Consider the following 25,086-nt stretch of genomic DNA (forward strand, 5'->3'; position numbering starts at 1 on the left):
TTTCGCCCGGTTGTGCGCCGGGTAGGCGGATCCGATGACACCCACCGTCGCGCAGAGCGCGGACGCCGTCATCGTCGGGGCCGGGCACAACGGCCTGGTGGCGGCCAACCTGCTGGCGGACGCCGGCTGGGACGTGGTGGTGCTGGAGGCGACAGCCGTGCCCGGCGGCGCGGTGCGCTCCGCCGAGGTGACCGCGCCCGGCTACCTGAGCGACCTCTACAGCTCGTTCTACCCCCTCGGGTACGCCTCCCCGGTCCTGGGCGGCCTCGACCTGGGCCGGCACGGGTTGTCCTGGCGGCACTCGCCGGACGTGCTGGCGCACCTGCTGCCGGACGGTCGGGCCGCTGTCATCAATCGGGACCCGGACGTCACGGCCGCGTCGCTGGAGCAGTTCGCCCCCGGGGACGGCAAGCGCTGGCTCAACGCGTACACCGACTGGCTCGACGTGGCCGAGCCGATGCTGGAGGCGATCACCTCGCCGTTCCCGCCGGTACGCGGCGGGGTGGGTCTGCTGCGTCGGCTGCGCGTCGCCGGCGCGCTGCGACTGGCGCGGCGGCTCGTCGTGCCGGTCCGCAAACTCGGCGACGAACTCTTCGACGGCCCCGGCGGGCCGGCCCTGCTGGCCGGCTGTGCCCTGCACACCGACCTCTCCCCGGAGGAGGCCGGCTCCGGGGTGTACGGCTGGCTGCTGGCCATGCTCGGGCAGCAGGTCGGCTGGCCGGTGCCCGACGGCGGCGCGCAGCAGATCACCAACGCGCTCGTGGATCGGCTTCAGGGGCGCGGCGGAACGATCGTCTACGGCGCCCGGGCCGACCGGGTGCTCACCGCCCGGGGCCGGGCGATGGGGGTGCGGACCGTCGGCGGCGCGCTGTGGCGGGCCCGGCGGGCCGTGCTCGCCGACGTCCCGGCGCCGGCGCTCTACCTCGACCTGGTCGGCGCGGCGGCGCTGCCGTCCCGGCTGGTGGAGGACCTGGCGCACTTCCGGTGGGACGGTTCCACGCTGAAGGTGGACTGGGCGCTCTCCGCGCCGGTGCCCTGGACGAACCGGCAGCTGGCCGGCGCCGGCACCGTGCACCTCGGCGCGGACCTGAACGGCCTCACCCACTACGCCAGCGAGTTGGCCCGTGGCGAGCTGCCCCGCGACCCGTTCCTGCTGGTCGGGCAGATGTCGGTGGCGGACCCGAGCCACTCTCCGCCGGGCACCGAGTCGCTCTGGTCGTACACCCACCTGCCCTTTCGGCGGAACTGGCGGGCCGAGGAGGTCGCCGGGCACGTGCAGCGGATGGAGGACGTGCTGGAGGCGGCGGCCCCGGGTTTCCGGCGCCTGATCGTGGGCCGACACGTGGCCGGGCCGGCCGACCTGGAGAAGGGCAACCCGAGCCTGGTCGGTGGCACGCTCGGCGGCGGAACCGCCGCCGCGTACCAGCAGCTCTTCCTGCGCCCGATCCCTGGCCTGGGCCGGGCGGACACCCCGGTGGACCGGCTCTTCCTGGCCAGCGCGTCGGCGCACCCCGGCGGCGGTGTGCACGGCGCGCCGGGCGCGAACGCGGCCCGCGCGGCGCTGGCGCGCGACCGCGCGCTCACCGGCCGCGCCTACGCCGCAGCCATCGCCACAGCCCACCGCGCCATCTACCCACCCCCCTGACCGCCCACCCCAGGCCTGCCGGTGATCAAGAGGTTCACGTCAGATTTTCGCGACGCAGACCTCTTGATCAACCCGGCGGGTGGGGTGGGGTCAGCGGGTTACGTTGCGGTGTTTGCTGCGGAGGCGGAAGGGCATGAGCGCGCTCTCCACCTTGGTCGCGGTCGTCATCTTGGAGACGCCGTCGCGCCGCTCCTCGAAGCGGATCGGCACCTCCAGGATGGTGTGCCCCAGCTTGGTGGCGAGGTAGTGCATCTCCACCTGGAAGCTGTAGCCGTTGGACTGCACCCGCTCCAGGTCGATGTCGCGCACGGCGTCGGCCCGCCAGATCTTGAAGCCGGCGGTGAGATCCCGGATCCGGACCCGCAGCAGCGTGTGCACGTAGAGGTTGGCCCAGCCACTGAGCGCCCGGCGGTAGAGCGGCCAGTTCTCGTCGAGTTCGCCGCCGGGCACGTACCGGGAACCGATCACCACGCTGGCCTGGGTGGAGAGCAGCGCGCCCAGCATCCCCGGCAGCGCCTCCGGCGGGTGCGAGAGGTCGGCGTCCATCTGCGCCACGTACTCGGCGCCGCCCTCGAGCGCCCGACTCATCCCGTCCACGTACGCCCGGCCGAGGCCCTCCTTGCCGGCACGGTGCACGACCTGGACCCGGTCGGGGTTCTCGATGGCCAGCTTGTCGGCCACCTCCCCGGTGCCGTCGGGGGAGTTGTCGTCGGCCACGAGGATGCGCAGCCCGGGCAGCGGCAGCGCGAGCAGTCGCTCGACAAGCGCCGGGAGGTTGCCCGCCTCGTTGTAAGTGGGCACGACGACGGTCAGGCGTGCGTCCCGCCACGGCGACGGCAACTGCACCGGCTTGATCATGTCGGTCATCCTCGGTTTGCGGACAAGAGTCATGGAAAGGGTATCCAGTTCCCGTATTCGATCCGAGGGAGGCACCCCTCCCGGGCGTTGCGGACTGTCGCCGCCTACCGTGCACGGGCGCGAAGGCCCTGGTCAGGGGATTGCTCCGGTCAACGCCAACGGCGAGCGACAGCGGTGAGGGCGAGCGCCGCGACGGCGAGCGCGACACCGGAGAGCGCCGGCTTGTGCGTACCGACCCAGAGCGCCGCGGAACGGTCACGCGCCTGTTCGCGGAAAACCCCAGCGGTGCCCCGGTCCGTGTCGGCATCGCCGGGGTGATCCAGATTGTCCCGCCAGGTCGCCGGATCGATCTCCTCACCGGTCTGCTGGCTGTCGTAGCCGTCGCGGGCCAGCTTCCGGTCGAGCAGGCCGGGGAACAGGGCATCGGCCAGCCGGGCCTGCCAGGTCGGACCGCCCACGTTCAGCTCCCTGGTGCCACGGTCGGCGGCCCACACGATGGCGCGGGCGGCCAACTCCGGCGTGAAGATCGGCGGCACCGGCTGCGGATGCCGCGGCAGCCGGGTGCGGACCCAGGAGAACTGCGGCGTGTTGAGCGCGGGCAGCTGCACCATGGACAGCTTCACCGCAGGGCAGTCGTGCAGCAGCTCGGCGCGTAACGAGTCGTTGAACCCCTGGACGGCGTGCTTGCTCGCGCAGTACGCCGACTGCAGCGGGATCCCCCGGTAGGCCAACGCCGAGCCCACCTGCACGATCGTGCCCCGCCCGTGCGCCCGCATGTGCCGCAGCGCGGCGAGGGTGCCGTGCACAGTGCCCAGGTAGGTGACCTCGGTGACCCGGCGGAACTCACGCGCCGGAATCTCCCAGGCCGGCGCGAACACCGACGCCATCGCGTTGTTGATCCACACGTCGATGCCGCCCCAGCGGTGCACCACGTCGTCGGCGGCCTGCTGCACCGCGCCCGCGTCGGCCACGTCGACCCGGTACACGCGCACGTCGGTGGCGCCGCGCAGCCGGCACTCCCGCTCGGCGGCGACCAGACCCGCCTCGCCCCGGGCCAGCAGTGCCAGCCGGGCGCCGCGCGCCGCGTACGCGTGGGCGACGGCTCGGCCGACGCCAGCGCTCGCGCCGGTCACCACCACGGTCCGTGTCACGGCGTCCCCTTCTGCCGGGTGGCGATGTCGGAGAGCCGGTCCAGCGTCTCCCGGTTCCGCAGGTGCAGCACCAGATCGTTGATCTTGTTGTGGACCCACCGCAGCGGGCCGGCGGCGAAGTCCTCCCCGAGGCGTACCCGGGTGGCGTCCGCGCCGACGGGTTCCAGGGTGAAGGCCACGATCGCCTCGCCCGCCGGCCACAGCCCGGCCTTGAGCACGAGCCGGTGCGGCGGTTCGCAGACCAGCACCGTCGAGGCGTCCTGCAGGGAGAGCGGCCAGGGCCCGGCACGGTGGTGCAGTTGGCTGCCCACCCGGGGCCAGGCGTCGTCCACGTCCCGCATGTGCGCCGTGCCGACCACCCAGTCGCTGTACGTCCATCCGTCCGCGAGCACGTCAAAAACCCGCTGCGGGGACGCGTCGATCACTTTCTCCACAATCGCCACCGGGGTCCCATACCCGGGGCACGGCACGGGCTAACGGCGCGCGGGGTTAGCTTCTCCGGCACGGCGGGTAAGGCGGACCCGGGGCATCGCTGGCGGCGCTGGCCCACCGCCCGACGACGACGTTTACTCCTCGGGGCGCAGGGAACCCGCCGGCTGTGCGACAGGCCCAGGAGGATCCGTATCAGCGCAGGTCAGCCCAGGTGTACGCCGCTGCTGACCGCGCCGGTTCCGGGTCTGTCGCGACCCCCCGACCAGTCCTCTACGACGCGGTGCTGCTGGACCGCGACGGCACCCTGATCGAGGACGTGCCGTACAACGGCGACCCGGAGAAGGTGCGGCCGGTGCCGGGCGCGCGGGCGGCGCTGGACCGTCTGCGCGCGGCCGGGCTGCGGCTGGCGGTCGTCACGAACCAGTCGGGCCTGGCCCGGGGCTACTTCACAGGTGAGCAGATGCGGGCGGTGCACGCCCGCGTCGAGGAGCTGCTGGGCCGCTTCGACGCGTGGCTGATCTGCCCGCACGACGACGCCGACGGCTGCGACTGCCGCAAGCCGGCGCCCGGAATGGTGTACGCCGCCGCCCGCGAGTTGGGCACCACCGCGTCCCGCTGCGTGCTGGTGGGCGACATCGGCCGGGACGTCGCCGCCGCGCTGGCCGCCGGGGCCGCCGGGGTGCTGGTGCCCACCCCGGTGACCCGACCGGAGGAGATCGCCGCCGCCGGGTGGGTGGCCACCGATCTGCCGGCGGCGGTGGCGGAGATCCTGCGCCGCCAACAGGCCGTGCAACCCTCGGCCGCACCCACCGAACCGGTACGGACGGCTCTGGTGGTCCGCTCGGATTCGGCTGGCGACGTGCTCGTCACCGGGCCGGCGATCCGCGCCGTCGCGGCCGGGGCGCAGCGGGTGGTGCTGTTGTGCGGGCCGCGCGGTCGTGCCGCCGCCGACCTGCTGCCCGGCGTCGACGAGATCATCGAGCATCCGCTGCCGTGGATCGATCCCACACCGGGGCCGGTCGACCCGGAGGCCATGCGGAGCCTGACCGCGCGGTTGGGCGCGGTGGGCGCGGACCAGGCCGTGGTGTTCACCTCGTTCCACCAGTCCGCCCTGCCGCTGGCGCTGCTGTTGCGGATGGCGGGGATCGACCGGATCGCGGCGATCAGTGACGACTATCCGGGTTCGCTGCTGGACATCCGGCACCGGGTGCCGGTCGGCGTCCCCGAACCCGAACGTGCCCTCTCCCTGGCCGCCGCCGCCGGCCACCGGCTGCCCGACGGCGACGAACCCGTCCTCCGGCTCCGCCGAGACGCCGTGCCGCCGCGCCCGGCTGACGTGGGCGACCCGGGGTACGTGGTACTGCACCCCGGGTCGGACGCGTCCAGCCGGGCATGCCCGCCGGAGGTGGCGACCCGGATCGTCGGGGCGCTGACCGACGCCGGGCACCGGGTGCTCGTCACGGGCGGCCCGGACGAGCGCGCGATCACCGCCCGGGTCGCCGCGGCCGGCGGCACCGACCTGGGCGGCCGCACCGACCTGGCCGGGCTGGCCGCGATCGTCGCGGACGCCAGCGCGGTGGTGGTCGGCAACACCGGGCCCGCGCACCTGGCCGCCGCCGCCGGAGTGCCCGTGGTGAGTCTCTTCGCGCCGACCGTCCCGTTCGGCCAGTGGGGGCCCTACCGGGTGCCCACCGTCCGGCTCGGCGACGCCGCCGCGCCCTGCCGGGACACCAGGGCGGCCAGTTGCCCGGTCCCCGGGCACCCCTGCCTCAGCGGCATCGACCCCGACGAGGTGGTCGACGCGCTTCGGACGCTCGCCGTCAGTGGTGGTGGCGGCCGATGAACATCCTGCTCTGGCACGTGCACGGCTCCTGGACCACGTCGTTCGTGCACGGCGGCCACCGCTACCTGATTCCCACCACACCCGACCGCGGCCCGTACGGCCTCGGCCGGGCCCGCACCTACCCCTGGCCGGACAGCGCTGTCGAGGTCACCCCGGAGGAGCTGCCGGGCACCGACGTCGACCTGGTCATCCTGCAACGCCCCGAGGAGATCGACCGGGCCGAGGAGTGGCTCCGCCGCCGTCCCGGCCGCGACGTTCCCGCGATCTACGTCGAGCACAACACCCCCAAGGGCGACGTGCCCAACACGCGTCACCCGATGGCCGACCGGGACGACCTGCTCATCGCCCACGTCACCGGGTTCAACCAGATCTTCTGGGACACCGGCGCCACCCGCAGCACTGTCGTCGACCACGGCATCGTCGCCCCCTCCGCGTCCTACACCGGCGAGCTGGACCGGCTCGCCGTGGTGATCAACGAGCCGGTACGGCGAGGCCGGGTCACCGGCACCGACCTGCTGCCCCAGTTCGCCGAGATCGCGCCGCTGGACGTGTTCGGCATGGGCGTCGCCGGCCTGGCCGACCACCTGGGGCTGCCCGCCGACCGGCTCACCAGCCACGACGACGTGCCCCAGAACCGGATGCACGCCGAACTGGCCCGACGGCGGGCGTACCTGCACCTGTGCCGGTGGACCTCCCTCGGGCTCAGCCTCATCGAGGCGATGGCGATCGGCATGCCTGTCGTCGCGCTCGCCACCACCGAGGCGGTGATGGCGGTGCCCCCGGAGGCAGGGGCGCTCGCCACCCGGACCGACACCCTGCTCGACGCCGCCCGCCGGTTCATCGCCGAACCGGCCAGCGCGCGTCAGGCCGGAGCGGCGGCGCGAACCGCCGCGCGCGACAGGTACGGCCTCGACCGTTTCCTCGCTGACTGGGACCGGCTGCTGGAGGAGGAAGTATGCGGATCGCGATGATCTCGGAGCACGCCAGCCCGCTCGCCGTCCTCGGAGGGGAGGATGCCGGCGGCCAGAACACGCACGTCGCGGAGCTGTCCGCCGCGCTCGCCGCCGCCGGGCACGAGGTGCGGGTCTACACCCGCCGCGACGCGCCCGACCTGCCGGTCACCGTCCGCAGCCCGGACGGGTACGACGTGGTGCACGTGCCGGCCGGCCCGGCCGAGCCGGTGGCCAAGGACGCGCTGCTGCCGCACATGCGGGAGTTCAGCACCTGGCTGATCGAGCGTTGGCGCGGCGGTGACTGGGTGCCCGAGGTGATCCACGCGCACTTCTGGATGAGCGGACTGGCCGGGCTGACCGCCGGCCGGCAGACCGGGGTGCCGGTGGTGCAGACGTACCACGCGCTGGGCACTGTGAAGCGCCGCTACCAGGGTGTGCAGGACACCAGCCCGGCCCGACGGGTCTCCTACGAGCGGGAGTTGGGCCGCTCGGTGGACCGGATCGTCGCGCAGTGCCGCGACGAGGTGGGCGAGCTGGTCCGGATGGGTGTGCCCCGGTCCCGGATGACTGTGGTGCCCTCCGGGGTCAACCTCGCCACCTTCGCCCCGCTCGGGCCGGCCGCCGACCGGGAACCGGGACGGGCCCGGATCCTCACAGTGGGTCGGCTGGTCGAGCGCAAGGGCTTCCAGACCGTGATCCGCGCGATGGCGCTGGTCCCGCACGCCGAGTGCCTGGTCGTCGGCGGCCCACCCGAGGGGCTCCTGGAGACCGACCCGTACGCCCGCCGGCTGCGGGCCCTCGCGGAGTCGTGCGGAGTGGCCGACCGGGTGCACCTGGTCGGGGCGGTGCCCCGGGAGGAGATGGGCCGCTGGTACCGCTCGGCGGACCTGCTGGTCGCGGCGCCCTGGTACGAGCCGTTCGGGTTGACCCCGCTGGAGGCGATGGCCTGTGGGGTGCCGGTCGTCGGAACGGCCGTGGGCGGCATCCGGGACACAGTGGTCGACGGGACGACAGGTGACCTCGTGCCGGCCCGGGACCCGCACGCCCTGGCAACCGCGATCCAGGGTCTGCTCGACGACCGGATCAGGCGTTTCGCGTACGCGACGGCGGCGCGCGAGCGGGCCCGGGCGCGGTACTCGTGGGCGGCCACCGCCGAGCGGCTGGTCGAGGTCTACAGCGAGGTGGCCGCCGTGCGCCGGCCGAGCCGGGTGGTGGCCTGATGCCGACGGGCAGCCTGCTCGACACCCACCTGACGAATCTCGCGGCGGCGTTGGTGCCGTACCGGCGGTGTGAGCGGCAACTGGCGCGCTGGGGCGCGGACCTGGCCCACCGGCTGGCCGCCGGGGTCGCCTGCTGGTCGCCGGCAACGGCGGCAGCGCCGCCGAGGCCCAGCACCTCACCGCCGAGCTGGTCGGCAAGCTGCGCGACGACCGCCGGCCGCTGTCCGCGATCGCGCTGCACGCCGAGACGAGCGCGCTCACCGCCATCGCCAACGACTACGGCTACGCCGACGTGTACGCCCGCCAGGTGCGCGCCCACGGCCGCCCCGGCGACGTCCTGCTGCTGCTGAGCACCAGCGGAACCAGCCAGAACCTGGTCACCGCCGTGCAGGCCGCCCGCGACGTCGGGGTGACCACCTGGGCGCTCACCGGTGTCGCCCCCAATCCGCTCGCCGACGCCTGCGACGACGTGCTGGCCGTCGCGTCCCCGGACACCCAGGTCGTCCAGGAGCTGCACCTGGTGACCAGTCATCTGCTCTGCGAGTACCTCGAACAGGAGTTGCCCGCCGCGCTGGCGGCGGTCGCCGATCCGGTGGTCGTCCACCCGGTGCCGGGGAAGCCGGCGCCGGTGCGCACCGGGGTCGAGGTGGTGCTCGACGGCGGTACCGGACAGCAGGTCGACGCGTGAGGATGAGGAGGCAAGCGTGAGGGGACCGGTGGTGGTGCTCGGGGACACCCTGCTCGACCGGGATGTGGAAGGTGTGGTGAACCGGCTCTGCCCGGACTCCCCGGTGCCGGTGCTCGACGAGACCGCGGCCACCGACCGACCCGGTGGCGCCGGTCTGGCGGCGGTGTTCGCCGCCGCGCAGGGCGCCGAGGTGGTGCTGGTGACCGCGCTCGCCGACGACGCCGGCGGGGCCCGGCTGACCGCTCTGCTCACCGCCGCCGGCGTGCAGGTGTACCCGCTGGCCCTCTCCGGTGCGACGCCGGAGAAGATCCGGCTGCATGCCCGGGGGCGGGTGCTGCTGCGCCACGACCGTGGCGGCACGTCCGGCGAGCCGGGCCAGCCCTCCGACGAGGTGCTCCGGGTGATCGGCGCGGCGTCGGCGGTGCTGGTCAGCGACTACGGCCGGGGGTGGCCCGGCAGCCCGCGCTGCGCGACGCGTTGGCCGCCACCCGCGCGCCGGTGGTGTGGGACCCGCATCCGCGCGGCCCGGCGGCGGTGCCCGGCGTACACCTGGCCACCCCGAACGAGTCCGAGGTGCGCGAGCTGGTCCCCGCGCTGCCCGGCGCCTCCCGACTGGCCACCGCGTCCCGGGGCGCCCAGGGGCTACGGCGGCGCTGGCGGGCCGGCGCGGTGGCGGTGACGCTTGGCGGTGACGGGGCGCTGCTCTGCCACGCCGGGTCGACGCCGCTGGTGGTGCCGACTCCGGGTAGCGCCGAGGGCGACACCTGTGGTGCCGGCGACCGGTTCGCGGCGGCGGCCAGCCTCGCGTTGGCCCAGGGCGCGCTGGTCTCCGAGGCGGTGCAGGCGGCGGTCGCCGAGGCGTCCGCGTACGTGGCGGGTGGGGAGTGGCGACGGCGCTGCCTCCGTCGCCACCGCCGGTGCGGGCCAGGAGCGCGTCGGGGTCGCGGGCCCTCCAGCCCGGGCCACGAGGTGGCGCGGTGGCTGACCGGGTGGGGGTCGCCGCTGTCGCCACGCTCCTGAAGGAGGTACGGGCCGCGGGTGGCACTGTGGTGGCGACCGGTGGTTGCTTCGACCTGCTGCACGCCGGGCACGTGGCCACCCTGGAGGCCGCCCGGCAGCTCGGCGACTGCCTGATCGTCTGCCTGAACTCCGACGCCAGCGTGGCCGGGTTGAAGGGCCCGGATCGGCCGGTGCTGTCCGACGGTGACCGGAGCCGGTTGCTGGCCGCTCTGAGCTGCGTCGACGCGGTCCTCATCTTCGACGAGCCCACCCCGGCCGCGGCCCTGTCCTGGGTACGCCCCGACGTCTGGGTCAAGGGCGGCGACTACGCCACCGGCGGCGGGGACGCGACCGCCGCCCTGCCGGAGGCGGAGGTCCTGCGCCGGTGGGGCGGGAACACAGTGGTGGTGCCCTACCTGGACGGTCGTTCCACCACCGACCTGATCGTCCGCACGCTCGCGGAGCGGACCCGATGACCGCCATGCGGCACGATGCCGGGCCCACCGTCCTGGTCACCGGCGGCGCCAGCGGGCTCGGCGCCGCGGTGGTCGCGGCGGTGGCCGCCTCCGGTGGCCGACCGCTCGTGCTGGACCGGCGGCCGCCGGTCGACGGGGTGTCCTGGACCGAGTGCGACCTGGCCGACACGCGAGCCGCCGAGGTGGCCACCCAGCACCTCGCCGAGCAGGCCGGTGGCCTGGACGCGGTGGTCACCGCCGCCGGCACGGACGTGCCGGGCCGACTCGCCGACCTGCCGGGGGAGACCTGGGACCGGATCGTCGCCGTCGACCTGCTGGCCACCGCGGCGGTGATCCGGGCCGCGCTGCCGTTCCTGCTGACCTCCCGGGGTCGCATCGTCACGGTCGCCTCGACCCTGGGCGTCAAGGCGGTCAGCGACGCCACCGCGTACTGCGCGGCGAAGTTCGGCGTGGTGGGGTTCACCCGAGCCCTCGCCGCCGAGCTGGCCGGTCAGGTCGGCGTCACCCTGCTCATTCCGGGCGGGATGCGCACCGCGTTCTTCGACGAACGCGACCCGCAGTACAAGCCGGGGCCGGACGCGATCCTCAACGAGCCCGCCGACACCGCCGCCGCGATCATGTTCGCGCTCAACCAGCCGCCCGGTTGCGCGGTGCGCGAGATGGTGGTCTGCGCCGAGCAGGAGACCTCGTACCCGTGATCCTCGTGCTGCGCGCCCTCGGCGTCGGCGATCTGGTGACAGCGGTGCCCGCGCTGCGGGCGCTGCGCGCCGCGTACCCCTCGCGGGAGCTGGCTCTCGCCGCGCCCGGCTGGCTGGCCCCGCTCGTCGACCTGGTCGGCGGCGTCGACCGGCTGGTGGACACCGCCGGGCTGGACCGACCGCTGCGGATCGGGTCGGCCCCCGGGTAGCGGTCAACCTGCACGGACGCGGCCCGCAGTCGCACCGGCTGCTCGCGGCCACCCGGCCCGGCCGGCTGCTCGCCTTCGCCAACACGGACGCCGGTTGTGCCGACGGCCCGCGCTGGGCCGTCGACGAGCACGAGGTGGACAGGTGGTGCCGGCTGCTGTCCTGGTACGACATCCCGGCCGACCGCGCCGACCTCAGCCTGCGCCGGCCCGGGTCGGCGGGGCTGCCCGGCGGTGTCACAGTGGTGCACCCGGGCAGCAAGATCCCGGCCAAGCGGTGGCCGGCCGAGCGGTTCGCCGCGTTGGCCCGCGCGCTGACCGACCAGGGGCACCGGGTGCTGCTCACCGGCTCGGCCGACGAACGGGCGTTGGCGGCCCGGGTGGCCGAGGCGGCGGGCCTGACGTCGGACGCCGTTCTGGCCGGCCGGACCGACCTCGGCGCGCTCGCCGCGCTGGTGGCCGACGCCCGGCTGGTGGTCAGCGGGGACACCGGGGTCGCCCACCTGGCCACCGGGTACGGCACCGCCTCGGTCGTCCTCTTCGGGCCGGTGCCACCGGCGCACTGGGGGCCGCCGCCGGACCGGCCACGGCACCGGGCGCTCTGGGCCGGCGAGGTGGATTCGCCGAGGTGGGACGGGGTGGGAAGCCACCCGACGATGGCGGCGCTGCGCCTCGACGAGGTGCTGGCCGCCGTGGCCGAGGTGGAGAGGGTGGTGCGGGTCTCCGGTGCGGTTGCGGCGTAGCGACCCGGGTCGACCGGGGTACGGACGGCGTCGGCGCGGCCGGGGTTGGCTCTTCGTCGACCCGTCCGGCGCTGCGGTCCGGGATCCGGATGTCCTGGCCCGGCTGCGGGAGCTGGTCATCCCCCCGGCCTGGCAGGACGTCTGGATCGCGCCGCATCCGAACGGGCACATCCAGGCGATCGGGATCGACGCGGCAGGTCGCAAGCAGTACGTCTACCACCCGCGGTGGCGGGAGAAGCAGGACGAGGCGAAGTTCGACCATGTGCTGGAGGTGGCCCGGCGGCTGCCGGCGCTGCGCGAGCGGGTCGGGCGGGACCTGGACGGCCGTGGACTGGGCCGGGACCGGGTGCTCGCCACGGTGGCCCGACTGCTGGACATGGGGATGTTCCGGGTGGGCAGCGACCAGTACGCGGCAGGCGACGACCCGACGTACGGGGTGGCCACCCTGCGCCCCGAGCATGCCCGGTCCCGGGGTGGCTGCGTGGTGTTCGTGTTTCCCGCGAAGGGGGGCATCGAGCAGGTACGCCGGATCGAGGACCCGGAGCTGTGTCAGGTGCTCGTCAATCTGCGCCGTCGTCGGCGACGGGCGGAGCGGCTGTTCGGCTACTGGGACGGCCGGGAGTGGCGCGACGTGCGCAGTGACGAGGTCAACGGCTACCTGCGCGACGCCAGCGGTGGGGAGATGACCGCGAAGGACTTCCGCACCTGGCACGCCACGGTGCTCGCGGCCACCGAGTTGGCCACCGCCGGCCCGGCCCACTCGGTGACCGCCCGGCGCAGGGCGGTGGTCGCGGTGATGCGTGCGGTGGCGGATCTGCTGGGCAACACGCCGACCGTGGCCCGTGCGTCGTACGTGGACCCTCGGGTGGTCGACCTCTACCACGACGGGGTGGTGGCGTCGGTGGATCCGCTGGCGCCTCGCGAGGAGGCGGAGCGGGTCGTCCTGGAGTTGTTGGAGAGGTCCTGACCGGCCCCGTCGGCGTTTCTGGGGGGAAGCGCGACGGGACCGGAGCCTCGGGCGTGAGCGGGGGGCCACCGGGCGGCCGCCCGCCGCTCACGCGGCGGGCGCCTCGCCACGGCCCCCGTTGGCGGCCCACCAGCGATGGCCGGCCGCGTTGGTGTCAGTCTGCCGGCATCGAGTTGACCATGAGCGCCCGGCGGTTGACGATCCGCGCCAAATCCGAGCCGTTGTCGCGGTGTTCCTGCGGCGTGGTCCCGTACGCGGCCCGGAATGCCCGGCTGAAGTGGGCCTTGTCGGGAAATCCCCACCGGGCCGCGACTGTCTGCACGGGCTGGTTGCGCAGCGCCGGGTCGGTCAGGTCGCGCCGGCACCGGGCCAACCGCAGATCCCTGATGTACGACGCCACTGTGGCCTCCTCGCCCTGGAACAACCGGTGCAGGGACCGCACCGAGATGTGGTGGGCGTCGGCGACGACCTGTGGGCTGAGTGTCGCGTCGCCGAGGTGGCGGTGGATGTACGCCTGCACCTGGGTGAGCAGCGCCCGGCGGCGGACCTCGGTGGGCACGGCGTCCTCGGCGACGAGGTGCCGGCCGAGCATGGTGGTGGCCAGGTCGAGCCCCACCGCGCCGAGCCGGCTGGCGTCGGCGGCATGGTACTGCTCGGGGTGCCCGGTCACCTGGAGCAGGAACTGCGCCAGCAGCGCCCCGATCCCCTCGCTGCCGGACATCCGGCCGCCGTAGAGCGCGGCCATCCGCTGTGGTGGCAGTGGCAGCGCGGCGTGCGGGATCAGGGTGATGATCGAGGTGGCCTGGTCCCGCTCGGGCTCGGTCGCGTGGTGGCAGACGTCGTGCGGCCGGGATCCGTCGTAGAAGGTGAACTCGCCGGCCAGGATCTCGCTGCGCCGACCGTCCTGGCTGGACGTGCCGATGCCGCCGGTGGTGAAGGCGAGGATGTACAGCTCCGGGTCGGACTGACGGACCAGCTTCCGGGTCCGGGTGGCGTCCAGCGACGGGTATTCGTACTGCACCAACTGGATCGGGCCGAGTGCGATGAAGTCGGCGCGGGCGGCGAAGTCGTCGCTGTGCGCGGACTGGATGCGCAGCGGCGCCGAGGTGCGCGCGACCAGGTCCAGCCACATGCCGAACCGTTCGCCAGGTGGCAGGACCGTGGTGTCGATGGTGTCTCTCGGCAGCATCGGGTTCCCTCAGCCCGCCCGGCGCTGGATCAGCGCCTCGACGCCGTCGAGGATCCGGTCCAGGCCGAAGGCGAACTCGTCGTCGGGGTCGTCGTCCTGGTTGAGCACGCCGGCGGCCAGCACCCGGTGCAGCGCGGGGAAGCGGGCCGGGTCGATGAGCCGGGCCACCAGTCGGCTGTACGCCGGCATCATCTCGCTGGGCTCGACGCCGGCCGCCCGACTGCCCTCGGCGATCTGCGACGTGAGGGTGGCCTCGTTGCGGACGTACCCGGTGATCAGCAGGAGCACCGACATCTTCTCGCTCTCGCCGAGGGCGGTGCCGTCGAGGCAGCGCAGCCCGTCCTCCATCCAGCCGAGCTGCTGCGGGGTGATCGGTGGGCCGCTGATCGGCACGTGCAGCAGCCAGGACCGTTGCCGCAGCACCTCGTGCTCGGCCCAGGCCCACCGGGTGAGGCCGGCGCGCCAGTCGTCGTCCGGCGCGGGCGGGCCGGGGGACGGTCCGTAGCCGGTGTCCACCATGAGTATCAGCAGCTCGTCCTTCGAGCCGACGTAGCGGTAGAGGGCCATGGTCGCGGCGCCCAACTCCTTTGCCACCCGGCTCATCGAGACGGCCGCCAGGCCGTCGGCGTCGGCGACGCGTACGGCGGCGTCCACGATGGTGGGCACGCTCATTCCCGGCCGGGGGCCCTTTGGTGGTCGTTCCCGCAGCCCCCACGCGCTCTCGATGGCCGGTGGGAGTACTGGCCCGCTGTCGTCTGTCTTCGCCGCCACATTTCCTCCTTGCCCCGTCATCCTAGTTCTGCGTATGGTCTACGCATAACAGCGTACGACATACGCAGAAGGGAAGCTGATCATGGCGATCACCACCACACCGGCGCCGCGGGCGGGTCGGCGGGAGTGGATCGGGCTCACGGTGCTGATGCTGCCGCTGCTCCTGGTCTCGATGGACGTGTCGGTGCTCTACTTCGCCGTCCCGTTCATCAGCGCGGAGTTGCGCCCCAGCGCCACCGAGCAGCTCTGGATCTTCGACATCTACGGCTTCGTGCTGGCCGGGCTGCTCATCACCATGGGCGCGCTCGGTGACCGGATCGGCCGACGCCGGCTCCTGCTGATCGGGGCCACCGCCTTCGGGGCGGCGTCGCTGCTCGCCGCGTACGCCGACAGCACCGCGACGCTGATCGCCGCGCGCGCCGTGCTCGGCGTCGGCGGGGCCACCCTGATGCCCTCGACGCTCGCCCTCGTGCGCAACATGTTCCACGACGCCAAGCAGCGCGGCACCGCCATCGCCATCTGGACCGCCACCCTCACCGGCGGCATCGCGATCGGCCCGGTGCTCAGCGGCATCCTGCTGGAGCACTTCTGGTGGGGCTCGATCTTCCTCATCAACATCCCGGCCATGCTGATGCTGCTCCTGCTCGCCCCGCTCCTGGTGCCCGAGTTCCGCAACCCGGCGACCGGGCGGTTCGACCTGATCAGCGCGGCCCTGTCGCTCGGGGCGCTGCTGCCGGTGATCTACGGCATCAAGGAGATGGCGCGCGACGGTCTCAGCCCGGTGCGGCTCCTCGCCATCGTCGGGGGCCTGCTGGTGGGCGCGCTGTTCCTGCACCGGCAGCGGACCCGGGCGTACCCGATGGTCGACCTCGCGCTGTTCCGCCGCCGCGGCTTCGCCGGGTCGCTCGCGGTCAACCTGCTGGCGATGTTCGCCATCGTCGGCTTCGCCATCTTCACCACCCAGCACCTGCAGCTCGTGCTCGGGCTGAGCCCACTGCGGGCGGCACTGTGGAGCCTCGTGCCGTCCCTCGCCGTGGGTGGAATCGCGCCGGCCGCCGCCGCCCTCGCCCAGCGCGTCGAACGCGCGTACCTGATCGGTGCGGGGTTCGGGATCGCCGTTGTCGGTTTCGTGGTCCTGACCCGGGTCACGCCGGAGACGCCGCTGTGGCTGCTGCTTGTCGGCGCCAGTGTCTACGCGGGTGGCCTGGTGATGGTGATGTCCCTCGTCACCGAGCTGGTCCTCGGCGCGGCGCCGCCCGAGCAGGCAGGTGTCGCGTCGGCGCTCACCGAGTCCAGCAGCGAGCTGGGTGGTGCGCTGGGAATGGCGATCCTGGGCAGCGTGGGGGCGGCGGTCTACCGCCGCGAGATCGCCGACGGCCTGCCGGCCGGGCTGCCCGCCGACGCCGGCACCGCGGCCCAGGAGACACTGGGCGGTGCGCTGGCGGTCGCCCAGGGGCTGCCGGCGGATCTGGCCGGCGCGGTGCGGCACGCCGCCGCTGTCGCGTTCACCGACGGGCTGCACCTGGCCGCGTACGCCGCCATGGTGGTGATGCTGCTGGGCGCTGTCACCGCGCTGGTCACGCTGCGCGGCGTCCGACCGGCCGACCCCGCGGCGCTGGCCGCCGAGCCGACCGGGCCGGCCGACACGTCGTTGTCGTCGGTCAGTCGATGAGCACGTGCGCGAGCCGGTCGCGGAAACGCCGCTCGGAGTCGCTCACCGACTCGCCGCCGATGCCCAGCAGTCCACCGCTGGACGCGGCACCCACCACCTGCTCAGCGATCTTCACGAGCCAGTGCTTGTACGCGCCGGCCTCACCCTCGTCGACACGGCCGGCCAGCAGGGCGGCGGCCTCGCCGGCCCGCAGCAGCACGTCGTCGATGTACGCCCGGGGGTCGGCGGGCGCGATGACCGGCAACTCCTCACCGGTCTCCGGGTCACCGACCCGGGTGACGATCTCGCCAGCCACGGCGGCGACCAGTGGGCTGGCCGACTCCCGGCCGGTGGCGATGGTCTCCAGCCCGGCCGCGGTCTCCGCCATGGTCCGGCGGGTGCCGTCGGACTCGGCGGCGCTCGCCGCGGTCAGAACCGACTGCGGCAGGCCGACCAGCACCCCCCACTCCCCGTCGGTGAAACCGAACCCGGTGTACGCCGGCTGCTCGATCACGGCAACGCCCCTTCCGCCCTGCTCTACGTGGTCAATCGGTGCTCTGCTTGGTCGATCCACCGGGCCCGACACCGGTGCCCGGGTCAGGCTAGTCCAGGGTCAGCAGGCCCTGTTCGGACACCACGCGCACCGACAACGTCTTGTACCCGACCTCATCGAAGAGAACAGTCATCTTGTCCTCCTCGTACGAGAGCACCAGGCCGGGCCCCCACTCCGGGTGACGCACCTGGCTGTGCACCGGGAACGGCCCGACCGCGCCCTGGTCGGCCACGCTGGTGCCGTTGTGGCAGTTGTCGCAGTGACCGCAGACGTGCGTCATCTGCTCGCCGAAGTAGGCCAGCAGGGTCTGCCCCCGGCAGGCCCGGGTCTCGGCGAAGGCCCGCATCATGTCGGTGCGGGACCGGGTCACGGTCTGTTGGCGTTCCGCCTCGGCCAGCGCGGCCGCGGCGGCGTCGGTAGGGGTGGGGGAGTAACGGGGAGCGCCGATGCGCTGCCGTGCGCGCGGCTCGGCCGCGCCGACCTGCTCCAGCAGGGAGAGGTACTGGCCCAGCTTGCGCGGCCCGAGCCCGCTGGTCTCGCGCAGCTCGGTCTTGGTGGCCGGCTTGCGGCGCAGCAGCGCGGCGAGGTCGCGCAGCTCGTCGACGTCGGGCAGGCCGCCGCTGAAGAACCGTTGCAGGCCCACGTCCTCGGCCTGCCAGAGCAGCAGCACCCGGGCCGGTTGCCCGTCGCGTCCGGCCCGACCGATCTCCTGGAAGTAGCTGTCCGGTGAGTCGGGCAGCGCCATGTGCACCACCCACGCGATGTTCGGCTTGTCGATGCCCATCCCGAACGCCGAGGTCGCCACCATGATGGGGACCTGGTCGGCGAGGAACGCCTCGTGCAGTTCGGCGCGTGCGCCGGCCGCCATCCCACCGTGGTAGAACTGCGCCGGGAAGCCGGCGTCGGTCAACCGGGTGGCCAACTCCTCGGCGGCGCGACGGGTCGGCACGTAGATGATCCCGGGCCGCTGGTCGTCGCGCAGCAGCGCGATCAGCCGCCGCCACCGGTAGTCCTCCGTGGGGCAGTGCGCCACCTCGACGAACAGGTTCGGCCGGTCCAGCCCGGAGACCACCACCTCGGGCTCGCGCAGCCGCAGCCGGGCGATGATGTCGTCGCGTACCGGGGGCGAGGCGGTGGCGGTCAGCGCGACCACCGGCGGTCGGCCGATGCCGTCGATGAGATGGCCGAGCGCCAGGTAGTCGGGGCGGAAGTCGTGCCCCCACGCGGAGATGCAGTGCGCCTCGTCGATCGCCACCAGCGCCGGCTTCAGCGCGGCGACCTCGGCCATCCGCTCGGGGTTGCTGAGCTGTTCCGGCGTGATGAAGAGGAACTCCGCCCGGCCCGCGCGGATCTCGGCGATCGCCTCGGCCTGCTGGGTGGGCGTCTCGTTCGAGCTGATCCGCACCGCCCGCAGCTCCGGGCGTTGCCGCTCGTTGAGGGAGGCGATCTGGTCCTGCTGGAGGGCCAGCAGCGGGGAGATCACCACTGTGGGGCCGGGTATCAGGCTGGCCGGAATCTGGTAGATCGCCGACTTGCCGGCACCGGTGGGCAACACCACGAGGGCGTCGCGTCGCTTCATCACCGCGCGCATGGCGGCGAGTTGGTTGGGCCGTAGCGCCTTCCAGCCGAAAAGGCTGCGGGCCGCGCGGCGCAACGTCATCGAGTGCGTGGACAGTTTCATCGAGGGCCGGAGGTACCCGAGCCCACGACCGCCGAAACGCGTTCAGACGATCATGGCTCGTCGGCCGCCGGCCGCCGACCCGGTCACGCCGGGCCTCGACTGTGGACCAGGTCAGCGTCGACCGAACATCGCCCGGATCGCGGCGAGCAGCAGCAGGGCGCCGACCACCAGGCCGAGCAGGCGTACGCCGGGGATGTCGGCGGGGCTTGTCGCGTCGGCCAGCGGCACGGGATCCATCCCCGCACTGTCCCCGGAGAGTGGGCCGCCGGGCAACTGTAAGGTTTATTGACTATTGAATCGCTCAGTGTGACCATGGCAGGACCGCCTGCCGGTGGCGGTGCGCCGAGGGCGCGCGAGAGATGGGGTACGGGGGCCGCATGAACGAGCGCAACCAGCGGGTCGACGGGGGCGCACCGTCGCCGGTGATCGACATCGATCACCACGAGGGGGCGGAGTGACCACGATCAACGGGCACCTCCCGGCGCTCGCCGCCGCCGTCCTGCAACCCGGCTTCGTCGGCACCACCCCACCGCCGTGGGTGTGCCGCTGGCTCGGCGAGGGCCTCGGCTCGGTGGTGCTCTTCGCCCGCAACGTCGTCGACACCGAGCAGGTGGCCGCGCTCACCGCGACGCTGCGCGCGGAACGGCCGGACGTCATCGTGGCGATCGACGAGGAGGCCGGCGACGTCACCCGGCTGGAGTCGGTCCACGGCAGCTCCCGGCCCGGCAACTTCGCGCTCGGCGCGGTCGACGACCCGGAGCTGACCGAAGCCGTCGCCCGGGACCTCGGCGCCGAACTGGCCGCGGTGGGGGTCACCCTCAACTACGCCCCGGACGCCGACGTCAACTCCAACCCGGCGAACCCGGTGATCGGCGTCCGCTCCTTCGGCGCCGACCCGGTGCTGGTCGCACGGCACACCGCCGCCTGGGTCCGCGGGCTCCAGGCCGGGGGCGTCGCGGCCTGCGCCAAGCACTTCCCCGGGCACGGCGACACCCGCGTCGACTCACACCACGACCTGCCCCGGATCACCGCCGACCGGGCCCGGCTGGACGCCTGCGAACTGGCCCCGTTCCGCGCCGCCGTGGCCGCCGGGGTGCAGGCGGTGATGACCGGCCACCTGCTGGTGCCCGCGCTCGATGCGCACCTGCCGGCGACGCTGAGTCAGCGCATCCTGGGTGGGCTGCTCCGCGACGAGCTGGGCTTCTCCGGCGTGGTGGTCACCGACGCGGTGGAGATGCGCGCGGTCGCCGACAGGTACGGCTTCGCCGGGGCCACGGTCCGCGCCCTCGCCGCCGGGGCCGACGCGATCTGCATCGGTGGCGAACGGGCCGACGAGGAGGCCGCCCGCGAGCTGCGCGACGCCATCGTGGCCGCCGTCGTCTCCGGTGAGCTGCCCGAGGAACGTCTCGCCGAGGCCGCCAAGCGCGTCGGTCAACTCGCCGCCTGGACGGTGGCCGCCCGCACCGCCGGCTGGGCCGGAGCGCGCGACGCCGCCGACGTCGGGCTGGTCGCCGCCCGCCGGGCCGTCCGGGTCACCGCCGCTTCGGGTACGACTGGCACGCTGCCACTGACCCGCGCGGCCCACGTCGTCGAGTTCGAGCCCTTGCGCAACATCGCCATCGGCGCCGAGACCCCGTGGGGCATCGGTGGGCCACTGGGCGAGCTGCTGCCCGGCACCAGCACGGTCCGCTACGCCGAACCCGACGTGCCGGCCGACCCGGGCGCCGGGGCGGGCACCCGCCCCCTGGTCCTGGTCGTCCGCGACCTGCACCGGCACGACTGGATGGCCGCCGCCGTGCACCGCGCGTTGGCCGCCCGGCCGGACGCGGTGGTGGTCGAGCTGGGCGTGCCCGAGCTGGTCACCGGGGCGGTGCACCTGGCCACCCACGGCGCCACCCGGGCCAGCGGACGGGCCGCCGCCGAGGTGCTCAGCGGCGCCCGCTGACGGGCCGCCCTACGGGAGGTCGGCGACCAGGTCGGCGTACTCGGGGTGTTTGTCGATGAACGCGGCCATGAACGGGCACTGCGGCACCACAGTGGTGCCGCGGGCCCGGAGCTGGTCGAGGGTGGCCCGGATCAGCGTGCCGCCCACCCCCTTGCCCTGAAAGGCCCGGTCCACCTCGGTGTGGGTGAAGACCAGGACCTCCCCGCGCGGCAGGTACGCGGTGAAGCCGGCCAGCGCGTCGTCGACAAGGATCTCGAAGCGGTGCTTCGCCGGGTTGTCCTCGACCAGGGTGCTCATCCGGCCATTCTCCCCGCCCGGTCGGCCAGCGCGTCGAGTTCGCCGAGCAACCGGTCCACCTCGTCGGCAGTGTTGTAGTGGTAGATGCTGGCCCGCACTGCGCCACCGCTGTCGCGCAGCCCCATCAGCTGGAAGTACTCGTAGGCGTAGTAGTCGCCGACGGAGAGGCAGAACCCGGCGGCGCCCAACGCCTCCTGGGTGGCCGACGGCGACAGCCCGGCGACCCGGAACGAGACAGTGGGGCAGCGCCGGGCCGGCGAGCCGTAGACGGTGATCGCCGGCCGCTGCGCCAGCCCGGCGAGCAGCCGGTCCAGCAGAGCCTCCTCGTGAGCCTGGGCGGCGGCCAGCCCGGCTCGCAGCCGCGCCCGCCGGTCGCCGACCGCGTCCGGGTCCAGCCCCGCCAGGTGATCCACCGCGGCGGTCACGCCGGCCAGCAGCGGGAAGCTCGGCGTGCCGTACTCGAACCGGTCCGGCACCGCGTCCGAGGACGGCACCAGCTTCGCCGGGCGCAGCGCCGCCCACCGGGCCGGGTCGGCCACCATCGCCGCCAGGTGCGGCCCGGACCACTTGTACGCGCTGGTGACCAGCACGTCGGCGCCGAGCGAGGTCAGGTCGGTCGGCCCGTGCGGAACCGAGTGCACCCCGTCGACGCAGACCAACGCGCCGACCGCGTGCGCGGTCTTGGCTATCGCCGACACGTCCGGCATGGTGCCGATGGCGTTGCTGCCGGCGGTCACCGCGACCAACCGGGTCCGCTCACCGACCAGGTCCGCGTACTGGGCCGCGGGCAACTCGCCGGTGTGCCTGTCGACCTCGGCCCAGCGCACTGTCGCGCCCGCCGCCTCGGCGGCCTGCACCCATGGCCGCACGTTCGCGTCGTGGTCGAGCCGGGAGACCACCACCTCGTCACCCGGGCGCCAGGTCGCGCCCAGCGTGCGGGCCAGGGTGTACGTCAGAGCGGTCGCGCTCGGACCGAGCACCACCCCGGCCGGGTCGGCGCCGAGCAGGTCGGCCACCGCCGAGCGGGCTGCGGCCACCAACTCCAGCGACCGGCGACCGGGAACGAAGGCGGCGCTGCGATTGCCGACCGCCGACCGCATGGCGTCGGTGACCGCGTCGATCACACCGGCCGCGGTCTGGGTGCCGCCGGCACCGTCGAAGTGGACGTAGCCCTCGGTCAGGGCGGGGTAGGCGGCCCGGGTACGGGCGATGTCGAACGGCATGTCCCGGACCCTAGCCGGTGCTCCCCGCACCCTGGTCGGCCACCGGGTGATCACCGTTGGGCGGGAACGTCGCGGATGTCTCGTACTCTTGGCGGGGTGACGAACCGACCCGCCACCATGCCCATTCCCACCGTCCGCCGCGCCGCCGGTCTCTTCGCCGGTCTCGCGCTCGGCCTCGCCGTGCTCGCCGGGTGCAGCTCCCAGGGCGCCTCCACCGACTGCGGGCTGGACGCCTGCACTGTCACCTTCGAGCGGGGTGTCGACGCGAGCGCCACCATCCTGGGCGTCGAGGCCAAGCTGGTCGGCGCCGAGGGTGACCAGGTGACCGTCGAGGTCGCCGGTGAGCAACTCACCCTCACCACCGGCCAGCAGGCCGCCGAGGCCGGGGGCTTCGCGGTCACCCTGGACAGCGTGACCGACCAGCAGGTCAAGATTCGCGTAGCGCGCAACCCGGGCAGCTGACCCGGGCGGGCGGCGGTGGCCGACGTTTGGGAATCTTCCGAATCGGAGATTGTGACGCCATGTCACTCACCCGTAGCGCCGAAGCCACCGCCTCCCGAACGGCGGACAGCCGGTGGCTGGAACTCCTCGCCCGGGCCGGCTTCATCGGCTACGGCATCGTCCACCTCCTCTTCGCCTGGTTGGCGTTGCAGATCGCGTTCGGCACGTCGTCCGACGACGGCGACCAGTCCGGCGCGCTGCGTACCCTCTCCGCACAGCCCCTCGGCAAGTTCCTGGTCATCGCCGTCGCGGTCGGCCTGCTCGCGATGGCGATCTGGCAGGCGCTGGAGGCGGCGGTCGGTCACCGCGCCGAGCGCGGCAAGGAGCGGGTCATCGAACGGCTCGCCTCGGCCGGCCGGACCATCGTCTACCTCTACTTCGCCTGGACCGCCTTCAAGGTCTTCAAGGACGCCGGGTCGAACAGCGCCGACCAGCAGGAGGCGCTGACCGGCAAGTTGATGACCTCCAGCGGTGGCCGCTGGCTGGTCGGCCTGGCCGGGCTGGTGCTCGCCGCGATCGGTGTCGGCCTGGTGATCTACGGCGTCCTCAAGAAGTTCGAGAAGCACCTGAAGACCGGCGAGATGAGCCCGAAGACCCGCCAGCTCGCCCGCCGGCTGGGCATCGCCGGGTACGCCGCCAAGGGTGTCGCGTACGGCATCGCCGGTCTGCTGGTCATCGTCGCGGCGGTGAACTACGACCCGGCGAAGGCCCGTGGTCTGGACGCCGCGCTGCACACCCTGCGTGAGCAGTCGTACGGCACGTTCCTGCTGACCCTGGTCGCCCTGGGCATCGCCGCCTTCGGCGTCTACTGCTTCCTCCAGTCCCGGTACCGCAAGGTCTGAGCTGGTCGATACCACGGATGTCGGGCACTCTTGGGCTTTTGCCCGGAGTGCCCGACGTCTTGTCGAAGGGGAGCATCGAAGCCGTGCAGAACTACCTCGAAACGGCCGTCGCCGCGCTCGTCGCGGCGGCGGTCGCCCTGTTCCTGGTCGAGGTCGTCCACCGGATGACCCGGCGGTTCGGCCGCCGATCACTGCTGTTGACCGAGTTGACCGATCACGCGCACCGCCCGTTCCAGGTCGCCGGGACGGTCCTGGCCGTGCAGTTCGCCGTCCGCTTCAGCACCGGGTACGCGGTCGGCGAGAGCTGGCGGCGACTCCTGCTGCACCTGCTCATCCTCGGCGTCATCGCCACCACCGCCTGGCTGGTCGCCTCGCTGCTGGTCGTCGTGGAGGACACCGCGCTGGCCCGGTTCCGGGTCGACGTACCGGACAACCGGCACGCCCGGCGCGTACGGACCCAGGTGGTGATGCTGCGCCGACTGACCATCGCGGTGATCGTCATCCTGGCCGTCGGCGTGATGCTGATGACGTTCCCCAGCGTGCGGGGCATCGGCGCCGGCGTGCTGACCTCCGCCGGTGTGGTCGGTGTGGTGGCCGCGCTCGCCGCCCAGAGCCTGCTCGGCAACGTCTTCGCCGGCCTCCAGCTCGCCTTCAGCGACGCCGTCCGGCTCGACGACGTGGTCGTCGTGGAGGGGGAGTGGGGTCGCATCGAGGAGCTGACCCTCAGCTACGTCGTGGTGCAGATCTGGGACGACCGCCGCCTGATCCTGCCCACCTCGTACTTCACCAGCAAGCCGTTCCAGAACTGGACCCGGACCGAGGCGGCGGTGCTCGGCACCGCCGAATTCGACGTGGACTGGGCGGTGCCGGTGCAGACCATGCGCGAGGAGCTGCGCCGCCTCGTCGAGGGCACCGAGCTGTGGGACGGGCGGGTCTGCGTCCTCCAGGTCACCGACGCCACGGGCGGGGTGGTGCGGTTGCGCGCACTGGTCAGCGCCGCCGACGCGGGCAGCCTGTGGGACCTGCGCTGTCTCGTCCGGGAGCACCTGGTGGCCTGGATCCGGGACAACCGCCCGACCGCGATGCCCCGGCTGCGGACCGAGCTGGGCGACTCCACCAGCAACCTGTCCTGGCAGTGGGTGCAGCCGAGGCGGCCGACCCGCCGCCCGTCCGAGACCGAGGCGCCGGACGACGCCCGCGTCTTCGGCGGCAGTGACGACGGCGACGCCCGCAGCGAAGCCTTCGTAGGCCCCGAAGAAACCCGCCCCTAACCCCCCACCCCACCCACCCCACCCACCCACCCCACCCACCCCTCGGCCGCGACGATCATGGGATTGGCGGGCGGGGATGCCCGCTTTGTCCCCGCCAACCTCATGATCGCCGCTGCGGGGTGGGGGAGGAGGCCGGGGGAGAGGGGTCCCTTGCGGGAGGTTTGGTTGCGGTTGGGTGGGGGATGTGCTGCCGGACGTCTCTGGCGTGATCGCGGCGGCTGGCCCGTGCATCGGCGGCGCGGCGTCCGGACAACGGGGACGGTGAGCCGCTCGGCGCGCTTTA

21 protein-coding genes and 3 pseudogenes are annotated in these 25,086 nt (G+C 73.6%); 14 read left to right on the forward strand and 10 right to left on the reverse strand.

All coding sequences use genetic code 11. The features are described from left to right. Positions 1–34 precede the first annotated feature (34 nt). Complete coding sequence (locus ACQP0U_RS10620; RefSeq protein ID WP_433317972.1) at positions 35–1,645, forward strand: phytoene desaturase family protein; 1,611 nt, start codon at positions 35–37, stop codon at positions 1,643–1,645. Positions 1,646–1,735: 90 nt separating this feature from the next. Here ACQP0U_RS10620 and ACQP0U_RS10625 read toward each other — a convergent pair whose 3' ends face one another. The 3 genes from ACQP0U_RS10625 to ACQP0U_RS10635 all read right to left on the reverse strand — a co-directional run bounded on the left by ACQP0U_RS10625 (position 1,736) and on the right by ACQP0U_RS10635 (position 4,097). After that, the gene (locus tag ACQP0U_RS10625) at positions 1,736–2,503 is read right to left on the reverse strand and encodes a polyprenol monophosphomannose synthase (protein ID WP_433317974.1); all 768 of its coding nucleotides are present in this window, start codon (positions 2,501–2,503) and stop codon (positions 1,736–1,738) included. A 149-nt stretch (positions 2,504–2,652) separates the two neighbouring features. Further along, a complete protein-coding gene (locus tag ACQP0U_RS10630; protein WP_433317976.1) occupies positions 2,653–3,654 on the reverse strand; it encodes an SDR family oxidoreductase in 1,002 nt (333 codons plus the stop codon). Continuing rightward, complete coding sequence (locus ACQP0U_RS10635) at positions 3,651–4,097, reverse strand: SRPBCC family protein (RefSeq protein ID WP_433317978.1); 447 nt, start codon at positions 4,095–4,097, stop codon at positions 3,651–3,653. The genes ACQP0U_RS10630 and ACQP0U_RS10635 overlap by 4 nt, the downstream gene beginning before the upstream one ends. A 155-nt stretch (positions 4,098–4,252) precedes the next feature. Here ACQP0U_RS10635 and ACQP0U_RS10640 point away from each other — a divergent pair, with 155 nt between their 5' ends. The 8 genes and pseudogenes from ACQP0U_RS10640 to ACQP0U_RS10675 all read left to right on the forward strand — a co-directional run bounded on the left by ACQP0U_RS10640 (position 4,253) and on the right by ACQP0U_RS10675 (position 12,879). Then, positions 4,253–5,929 (forward strand): HAD-IIIA family hydrolase, encoded by a 1,677-nt coding sequence (locus ACQP0U_RS10640; protein WP_433317980.1) that lies wholly within the window; start codon positions 4,253–4,255, stop codon positions 5,927–5,929. Further along, on the forward strand, positions 5,926–6,900 hold the full coding sequence (locus ACQP0U_RS10645) for a glycosyltransferase (RefSeq protein WP_433317982.1): 975 nt from the start codon (positions 5,926–5,928) through the stop codon (positions 6,898–6,900). Before ACQP0U_RS10640 ends, ACQP0U_RS10645 begins: the two co-directional genes overlap by 4 nt. Beyond that, on the forward strand, positions 6,885–8,102 hold the full coding sequence (locus tag ACQP0U_RS10650; RefSeq protein WP_433317984.1) for a glycosyltransferase: 1,218 nt from the start codon (positions 6,885–6,887) through the stop codon (positions 8,100–8,102). The genes ACQP0U_RS10645 and ACQP0U_RS10650 overlap by 16 nt, the downstream gene beginning before the upstream one ends. Next, positions 8,099–8,790, forward strand: a pseudogene (locus tag ACQP0U_RS10655) (D-sedoheptulose-7-phosphate isomerase). The gene ACQP0U_RS10650 and the pseudogene ACQP0U_RS10655 overlap by 4 nt, the downstream one beginning before the upstream one ends. 16 nt (positions 8,791–8,806) lie before the next feature. Beyond that, positions 8,807–10,235 (forward strand): annotated as a pseudogene (locus tag ACQP0U_RS10660) (PfkB family carbohydrate kinase); the annotation flags it as partial. A gap of 26 nt (positions 10,236–10,261) precedes the next feature. After that, positions 10,262–10,963 (forward strand): SDR family oxidoreductase, encoded by a 702-nt coding sequence (locus ACQP0U_RS10665; RefSeq protein WP_433317986.1) that lies wholly within the window; start codon positions 10,262–10,264, stop codon positions 10,961–10,963. Beyond that, positions 10,960–11,912: pseudogene (locus ACQP0U_RS10670) on the forward strand (glycosyltransferase family 9 protein). Before ACQP0U_RS10665 ends, ACQP0U_RS10670 begins: the two are co-directional and overlap by 4 nt. Continuing rightward, complete coding sequence (locus ACQP0U_RS10675) at positions 11,896–12,879, forward strand: DNA topoisomerase IB (protein ID WP_433317988.1); 984 nt, start codon at positions 11,896–11,898, stop codon at positions 12,877–12,879. Before ACQP0U_RS10670 ends, ACQP0U_RS10675 begins: the two are co-directional and overlap by 17 nt. A gap of 154 nt (positions 12,880–13,033) precedes the next feature. Here ACQP0U_RS10675 and ACQP0U_RS10680 read toward each other — a convergent pair whose 3' ends face one another. Both ACQP0U_RS10680 and ACQP0U_RS10685 read right to left on the reverse strand, forming a co-directional pair. Then, the gene (locus tag ACQP0U_RS10680; RefSeq protein WP_433317990.1) at positions 13,034–14,068 is read right to left on the reverse strand and encodes a helix-turn-helix domain-containing protein; all 1,035 of its coding nucleotides are present in this window, start codon (positions 14,066–14,068) and stop codon (positions 13,034–13,036) included. Between the two features lie 9 nt (positions 14,069–14,077). Further along, on the reverse strand, positions 14,078–14,839 hold the full coding sequence (locus ACQP0U_RS10685) for a TetR/AcrR family transcriptional regulator (protein WP_433317992.1): 762 nt from the start codon (positions 14,837–14,839) through the stop codon (positions 14,078–14,080). 82 nt (positions 14,840–14,921) lie between these two features. Between ACQP0U_RS10685 and ACQP0U_RS10690 the strand changes: the two genes are divergently transcribed. Continuing rightward, positions 14,922–16,511: an MFS transporter gene (locus ACQP0U_RS10690; protein ID WP_433317994.1), complete on the forward strand. Its 1,590-nt coding sequence runs from the start codon at positions 14,922–14,924 to the stop codon at positions 16,509–16,511. Here the strand turns inward: ACQP0U_RS10690 and ACQP0U_RS10695 are convergent. From ACQP0U_RS10695 to ACQP0U_RS10705, 3 genes are all read right to left on the reverse strand, one after another. After that, a complete protein-coding gene (locus tag ACQP0U_RS10695; RefSeq protein ID WP_433317996.1) occupies positions 16,501–17,004 on the reverse strand; it encodes a hypothetical protein in 504 nt (167 codons plus the stop codon). The genes ACQP0U_RS10690 and ACQP0U_RS10695 overlap by 11 nt on opposite strands. Before the next feature lie 88 nt (positions 17,005–17,092). Continuing rightward, complete coding sequence (locus tag ACQP0U_RS10700) at positions 17,093–18,724, reverse strand: RecQ family ATP-dependent DNA helicase (protein ID WP_433317997.1); 1,632 nt, start codon at positions 18,722–18,724, stop codon at positions 17,093–17,095. 111 nt (positions 18,725–18,835) lie between these two features. After that, entirely contained in the window at positions 18,836–18,961 is a 126-nt protein-coding gene (locus ACQP0U_RS10705) for a hypothetical protein (protein ID WP_256443624.1), read from the reverse strand. 217 nt (positions 18,962–19,178) lie between these two features. Between ACQP0U_RS10705 and ACQP0U_RS10710 the strand changes: the two genes are divergently transcribed. Next, positions 19,179–20,669 (forward strand): glycoside hydrolase family 3 protein, encoded by a 1,491-nt coding sequence (locus tag ACQP0U_RS10710; RefSeq protein ID WP_433317999.1) that lies wholly within the window; start codon positions 19,179–19,181, stop codon positions 20,667–20,669. A 9-nt stretch (positions 20,670–20,678) separates the two neighbouring features. Here the strand turns inward: ACQP0U_RS10710 and ACQP0U_RS10715 are convergent, their stop codons facing one another. Next, positions 20,679–20,966: a GNAT family N-acetyltransferase gene (locus ACQP0U_RS10715; RefSeq protein WP_433318001.1), complete on the reverse strand. Its 288-nt coding sequence runs from the start codon at positions 20,964–20,966 to the stop codon at positions 20,679–20,681. After that, the gene (locus ACQP0U_RS10720) at positions 20,963–22,189 is read right to left on the reverse strand and encodes a cysteine desulfurase-like protein (RefSeq protein WP_433318003.1); all 1,227 of its coding nucleotides are present in this window, start codon (positions 22,187–22,189) and stop codon (positions 20,963–20,965) included. The genes ACQP0U_RS10715 and ACQP0U_RS10720 overlap by 4 nt, the downstream gene beginning before the upstream one ends. A 96-nt stretch (positions 22,190–22,285) precedes the next feature. Here ACQP0U_RS10720 and ACQP0U_RS10725 point away from each other — a divergent pair, with 96 nt between their 5' ends. The 3 genes from ACQP0U_RS10725 to ACQP0U_RS10735 all read left to right on the forward strand — a co-directional run bounded on the left by ACQP0U_RS10725 (position 22,286) and on the right by ACQP0U_RS10735 (position 24,803). Continuing rightward, positions 22,286–22,651 carry a hypothetical protein gene (locus tag ACQP0U_RS10725; RefSeq protein WP_396781076.1) on the forward strand — a complete coding sequence of 122 codons (366 nt, stop codon included), beginning with the start codon at positions 22,286–22,288 and terminating at the stop codon, positions 22,649–22,651. Positions 22,652–22,710: 59 nt separating this feature from the next. Continuing rightward, the gene (locus ACQP0U_RS10730; RefSeq protein ID WP_433318006.1) at positions 22,711–23,532 is read left to right on the forward strand and encodes a DUF1206 domain-containing protein; all 822 of its coding nucleotides are present in this window, start codon (positions 22,711–22,713) and stop codon (positions 23,530–23,532) included. Positions 23,533–23,615: 83 nt separating this feature from the next. Then, on the forward strand, positions 23,616–24,803 hold the full coding sequence (locus ACQP0U_RS10735; RefSeq protein WP_433318008.1) for a mechanosensitive ion channel family protein: 1,188 nt from the start codon (positions 23,616–23,618) through the stop codon (positions 24,801–24,803). Positions 24,804–25,086: the final 283 nt, after the last annotated feature.

The organism is Micromonospora sp. CA-269861 (genome assembly GCF_050948505.1).
In the GTDB taxonomy this organism is placed as follows: Bacteria; Actinomycetota; Actinomycetes; order Mycobacteriales; family Micromonosporaceae; genus Micromonospora.

Excerpts from the sequence above, each read along its gene's own strand:
- ACQP0U_RS10715 (WP_433318001.1), bottom strand. The coding sequence starts at position 20,966 with ATGAGCACCCTGGTCGAGGACAACCCGGCGAAGCACCGCTTCGAGATC.
- ACQP0U_RS10730 (WP_433318006.1), top strand. The coding sequence starts at position 22,711 with ATGTCACTCACCCGTAGCGCCGAAGCCACCGCCTCCCGAACGGCGGAC.
- ACQP0U_RS10720 (WP_433318003.1), bottom strand. The coding sequence starts at position 22,189 with ATGCCGTTCGACATCGCCCGTACCCGGGCCGCCTACCCCGCCCTGACC.
- ACQP0U_RS10680 (WP_433317990.1), bottom strand. The coding sequence starts at position 14,068 with ATGCTGCCGAGAGACACCATCGACACCACGGTCCTGCCACCTGGCGAA.
- ACQP0U_RS10650 (WP_433317984.1), top strand. The coding sequence starts at position 6,885 with ATGCGGATCGCGATGATCTCGGAGCACGCCAGCCCGCTCGCCGTCCTC.
- ACQP0U_RS10645 (WP_433317982.1), top strand. The coding sequence starts at position 5,926 with ATGAACATCCTGCTCTGGCACGTGCACGGCTCCTGGACCACGTCGTTC.
- ACQP0U_RS10690 (WP_433317994.1), top strand. The coding sequence starts at position 14,922 with ATGGCGATCACCACCACACCGGCGCCGCGGGCGGGTCGGCGGGAGTGG.
- ACQP0U_RS10625 (WP_433317974.1), bottom strand. The coding sequence starts at position 2,503 with ATGATCAAGCCGGTGCAGTTGCCGTCGCCGTGGCGGGACGCACGCCTG.
- ACQP0U_RS10620 (WP_433317972.1), top strand. The coding sequence starts at position 35 with ATGACACCCACCGTCGCGCAGAGCGCGGACGCCGTCATCGTCGGGGCC.
- ACQP0U_RS10700 (WP_433317997.1), bottom strand. The coding sequence starts at position 18,724 with ATGAAACTGTCCACGCACTCGATGACGTTGCGCCGCGCGGCCCGCAGC.
- ACQP0U_RS10665 (WP_433317986.1), top strand. The coding sequence starts at position 10,262 with ATGACCGCCATGCGGCACGATGCCGGGCCCACCGTCCTGGTCACCGGC.
- ACQP0U_RS10705 (WP_256443624.1), bottom strand. The coding sequence starts at position 18,961 with ATGGATCCCGTGCCGCTGGCCGACGCGACAAGCCCCGCCGACATCCCC.